At 43.1% G+C, this 4,963-nt stretch carries 3 protein-coding genes and 2 pseudogenes; 3 read left to right on the forward strand and 2 right to left on the reverse strand.

The annotated features are described in order from the left end of the window. The first annotated feature begins 92 nt into the window (after window positions 1-92). Window positions 93-509 carry a plasmid mobilization protein gene (locus HMPREF9304_RS12215; protein WP_036929105.1) on the forward strand — a complete coding sequence of 139 codons (417 nt, stop codon included), beginning with the start codon at window positions 93-95 and terminating at the stop codon, window positions 507-509. A gap of 295 nt (window positions 510-804) precedes the next feature. Here HMPREF9304_RS12215 and HMPREF9304_RS12220 read toward each other — a convergent pair. Further along, window positions 805-1,660 (reverse strand): annotated as a pseudogene (locus HMPREF9304_RS12220) (DUF4372 domain-containing protein). Between the two features lie 220 nt (window positions 1,661-1,880). On the opposite strand from HMPREF9304_RS12220, the gene HMPREF9304_RS12225 reads away from it, so the two are divergent. Beyond that, complete coding sequence (locus HMPREF9304_RS12225) at window positions 1,881-2,729, forward strand: AraC family transcriptional regulator (RefSeq protein WP_036929102.1); 849 nt, start codon at window positions 1,881-1,883, stop codon at window positions 2,727-2,729. Between the two features lie 96 nt (window positions 2,730-2,825). Beyond that, entirely contained in the window at window positions 2,826-4,184 is a 1,359-nt protein-coding gene (locus HMPREF9304_RS12230) for an MATE family efflux transporter (RefSeq protein ID WP_036929100.1), read from the forward strand. A 435-nt stretch (window positions 4,185-4,619) separates the two neighbouring features. Here the strand turns inward: HMPREF9304_RS12230 and HMPREF9304_RS15260 are convergent. Next, window positions 4,620-4,877 (reverse strand): annotated as a pseudogene (locus tag HMPREF9304_RS15260) (hypothetical protein); the annotation flags it as partial. Window positions 4,878-4,963: the final 86 nt, after the last annotated feature.

A 4,963-nucleotide genomic window follows, 5' to 3' on the forward strand; every position in this document is an offset into this window, starting at 1 on the left:
GGTGTGTCTTTGTACCACAAATTGCCATTTGTACCACAAAGACCCTTGCCCCGAAGGGGGGTAAATCACTCCAAAGTCGTGATTAGGATGCAATGAAAATGACGAAACAAAAGAAGCCCGATGGCAGATGTTCCACCTATCCACGATGGGACAGATGGCACATCAGGATACCTAATTCCGAAGACCAGCAAACACTTATCAGGCTCTATCAAAAATCGGGAGCAAAGACGAAGAGCGACTTTGTCCGAGCAAGACTTTTGGGTGAAGCCTTTAAGGTCATCACGGAAGATCCTTCAAAGAAGCCTTACTTGGATAAACTCTCCGAAATCGTCGCCATGATGAATAAGATAGGCGTGCTGTACAATGAAGCCGTGAAAGCCCTCAATACTTATCATTCTGTTGCCACTGCTCAACGAATGCTCGGCAAACTTGAAACCTATTCCCAAGTTCTCATCAGACTGCAACAGCAAGCTGCGCTGCTAACAAAATCCCTTAAGAATAGAAGGTGAAAATAAATACTAATAAATAATAACACCCGATATTCGTTCCGTACTGCAAATATTCAATCCCTTTTTGGACGGTTGTCAATGTTAGGAGTATAGGCTTTATATGTGTAATCGGTAATAAAACGCTTCTAGCAATTCTTACAACAGTTGCGTTGTTTACCTGTACTTTATCTCTTTTGAGAATATTGTTTGATTGCAATAGTGTCCTAAACGTTTTTGGCGGGCGAAGGGTGTGAGATAGCTGTCAAACGGGTCAATCGCCCCTTGACATTTGCGGTAAAAACGGGGGTATCCCCCCCTATGCTATTTCGGGCTCGTCCGGAGGCAGTGAAAACGGCTCATTTATCCACTGAAAGAGGTCGATATTGATGAAAGTGTTGAGTCTCAATGACGCTGTTAAATTGGAGAGACACCAGGGGCGTTTTGCTATTCGCTTGAGATATTGAAGTAGGAGAATCGTAATCAGAGCCGTCCAAATCTGAATCTCGACAGCGTTTTGAGAGGTTCCTAGAAAGCTTTTGATGTGCAGGTTTTGCTTGAGGTTTCTAAAGAAGATCTCAATCTTCCAACGTGAGCGATATAGTGCTGCAATAGTGCTGGCTGCGTGCTTAAAGTCATTGGTATACAAGTCAATCGTGTAACCTCCTTGAACATGGTAGATGCCTATCCTACGAATCTTCTTAGGGTACTTGCTCGCTGTCTCTACGCCTGTCAGTCTCACCTCTTCATCTTTCAGTATCTCTTGAGACGTCGTATTAGGCAAATCTCTCTCCCTTATTGACTCAAATTGGATGTTGTCTCTTCCTCTGACGATGAAAACAACCCCTGTGCTGTCCCAAATATTGGAAGAGGGCATAAAAGACATCTTGGAAGAACTGAGAAGTCCTATTGGCGTTTTGGTAACTGATGTTGGATTTGGAGGGAGCTCGTGATAGACCTAGATGATTGAGATTGCCCGTAGCAGATTGTAGCCCCTCTAAGATTTGACGTAGCGACACGCTACCCGAGAATTGGCTGAAGATCATAGTCACCAAATGGCTCCACGAGTTAAAGCCCTTTGCATGCTTGTCTGTGTCATGCTTCTTGACTAATCGTTGGATGATTTCTCGAGGTATGAGTCGGATTACTTGTGCGAATAGTGTTATATTTGCCATTGAAAAGGGTGGTTTGTGACAGCTTTCACTAGCTGTGCTTTGTTTCCAATTACAAACCTACCCTTTTCTCTTTACCCTGCAAAACGTTTAGGACACTATTGCTTTTTAATCGTATTGATGTGTAGTTCGAGTTAAAAGATACTTTATAATTCATTATTCTGCATTATTATGATTAACTTTGTGAGTTTGATAATCAAAAAAACAAATACCCAAAAGATATATGTCTCGGTTACCCATCCATAGAAGTTCACAACTCTCAGATTTCGGAGTCTATCTGAAGACTGTCATCTCTCGGACATCGGCATCTTCGGAAAAATACGCTTTTTCTCATACCGACGATTATTATTTCTTTGGCTTCATAGAGGGTGGGCAATGCTGTCTGAATATTGATTTCGAGGAATACACTTTCGGGAAAGGAAGTCTGGCTATCATTCTACCCGGGCAGGTGCATCGTATCATCGACGCTTCCAATCTTTCTGCAAAATTTCTGGTTATCGACTCAGTATTGGTGGATAAGGAGGAAAAACGAACGCTTGAGAGATACGGTCGCCCTCAAATACAACTATCCAACATATCGGAACAAAAACTATTGTTATCACTTCTTAACTGCAAGCTGAGTGGTATGGAAAATCCTTCTGCCAAAGCAGTCGTTCAGCGACTGACCACCGTCATTGTAGGGTTAGTCGTGGAGAACATTGTAAATGTAACGATAGCTCAATCCAAATTGCAGGGGACAGTGACCAGACACAAGGAAATAGTATGGGAATTTCGGGATTTGTTGGAAAGCAATATCCGAAGCAACCGTTCGCCATCATTCTATGCCGGGTGGCTGAACATTACCGTTGCCTACCTGAATGAAGCTGTAAATTCTGTTCTAGGGACAAGTGTGAGCCACCATATCCAAAACGAGATTATTTTGTTGGCTAAACGTCAATTGGTCTATACTACAGATTCCATCAAAGAGATTGCACATAGTTTAGGCTTTAACGATTACTCCTACTTCACACGGCTGTTTACCAAGGTTGCAGGCGTTTCTCCCACGCTCTTTAGGAGGACTTACCACGAATAGTGCTATCATTACCATTGTCCGTCTATTGTGACAGCCTGTACTCCACCGTACCTTTGCAGCGAACTTTATTCACTTGAAAAGATACGGATTATAAGGATGAACAACGCTGTAAATATTTTGCGAGAAGGAAGTATGATGAAAGCCCTGACAAAATTGGGGATACCTATTGTCATCGCAATGCTGATTATGGCAATATACAATGTGGTAGATACTTTTTGGGTTGCACGTCTTGGAACTCTTCCTGTCGCCGCGGTATCGGTTGTTTTCCCTATATCGTTGTTATTTCTTGGGATAGGACTGATGTTCGGTGTCGGAGGCGGAGTGTATATATCCCGTCTGTTGGGAGCGAAACAGGTTGTCAAGGCAAGTCAGGTCGCTTCCGTCTCAGTGATTACCTCTGTGATGTTGTCATCTCTCATTGCCCTTGTGTGCAATGCGTTCCTGCCGGACATCCTACTTTTCATGGGAGCAAACGAGGAGATGATGAGTTTGGCAGAATCCTACGGCAGGCTTTTTATCATCAGTTGTGTCATAGGAACATTGAATGTGTCCATGTCCAATATCATTGTTTCACAAGGTGCGTCGAAGACTTCTGCGTCGGCAATGATCATCGGCTCTATCGTTAATGTTGCATTAGACCCCTTGTTTATCTACACTTTCAATTGGGGTGTGGAAGGTGCTGCATGGGCAACTATTCTTTCAAGAATCGTCACGACAGCTATTTACATCCGTTTCCTTACGAAAGCAGAGGTAAAAGTATCTCTTGCCTTGTTCGCTCCCACGATAAGAATATACGCAGACATCATTAAGATTGGTATCTCTATGCTCTTTTTGCAACTGCTCCAGACCCTTTCCATCAGTTTGTTGCAGAAAGCCACTGTGAAATATGGGGCAGAGGCTGTTGCGGCTGTGGGTATCGTCCTGAAAATCGTCACATTGGGAACAAACGTGGTCTTCGGATTTGTAAAAGGACTCCAACCTATGGCAGGCTATAACTACGGGGCAGGCAATTTTCAAAGATTAAGGGAAGCGGTGTGCTGTTCTCTGATACTCACAACCTCGTTTTGTGTGCTCTGGAGTATTCTTATAGTCATTTTTACCTCTCCTATCATCAGTTGTTTCGGTAAAGACGAAACAATGCAGGAAATAGCAAGAATTGCACTTAGAGCCAATACGATTATGTTCTTCACTTTCGGATTCCAATTTGTGTATTCCACACTATATATGGCAATCGGAAGAGCAAGGCAAAGTCTTCTGCTAAACATCGGACGGCAAGGTTTGTTTTTTATCCCTATAATATTGCTGCTTCCATCGTATTGGGAACTAAATGGAGTGCTTTATGCACAGCCTATTGCCGACGTCTTTGCAACTTTAATGACACTGTTCTTTGCTGTCCGAATTCATAAGGAGATAGGTCATAAATCACATCTCACAACAGAGAATCTGCAATGTTGAACCATAAAAGATATGGTTCATCCCAATAGTGTCCTAAACGTTTTTGGCGGGCGAAGGGTGTGAGATCGCTGTCAAGCGGGTCAATCGCCCCTTGACATTTGCGGTAAAAACGTTTAGGACACTATTGGTCTAAAATCGTTCACTTCTTTGTCGACAAAATGAAGGAAAAGAGTGGCAAAAGGCTGATCACTCAGTTTCGTACCAACGCCTCCCTGAAACCATCAGAGCTACTATCTATGAAGCTATGAACCCATTCCCCAAAAACGTCAGCCTTGACAACACGGCTAATTCCTACTGATTTTCATAAGAGAATCATTATCTTTGCAACATAGAACAGCGTGATCTTTGAAGCACTGCAGAATGAAGATAGGAAAAGAAACTTGCTCGTTTCCAACTCGTAACCCTTTTGCCCTACACTCTTTCCTGCTCTATTGATTATCTGAAAGATACAAGTTTCTTGAACCTTTTGCGGGCGTAGTCAGTTGCAATGAGCATCTTTGCCTTTTCCTCACTCTCACTCAGTGGTGCACGTCCCAAGAGTGTGGCATTGCCCGTCTTGGCGAACTCCATCAGTTTGCCGATAAATACTTCCTGCTCTGGCGTGGGCGGTATGTTGTGCAGTATCTCGTTTTTCTCGGGACGGTCGATACCGATGTCCTTTGCCGTGCGAAAATCGCAAATCTCCGCATAAAAGTAATAGAAGCGAATGTAATCGGCTGATTACAAAAGGAAAGCATAAATAAGAATAATAAAAGGTGAACGATTTGGAAACGAGCGAG

The sequence above is a fragment of the Hoylesella timonensis S9-PR14 genome (assembly GCF_000762405.1).
Classification (GTDB): Bacteria; Bacteroidota; Bacteroidia; order Bacteroidales; family Bacteroidaceae; genus Prevotella; species Prevotella timonensis_A.

Excerpts from the sequence above, each read along its gene's own strand:
- HMPREF9304_RS12225 (WP_036929102.1), top strand. The coding sequence starts at position 1,881 with ATGTCTCGGTTACCCATCCATAGAAGTTCACAACTCTCAGATTTCGGA.
- HMPREF9304_RS12215 (WP_036929105.1), top strand. The coding sequence starts at position 93 with ATGAAAATGACGAAACAAAAGAAGCCCGATGGCAGATGTTCCACCTAT.
- HMPREF9304_RS12230 (WP_036929100.1), top strand. The coding sequence starts at position 2,826 with ATGAACAACGCTGTAAATATTTTGCGAGAAGGAAGTATGATGAAAGCC.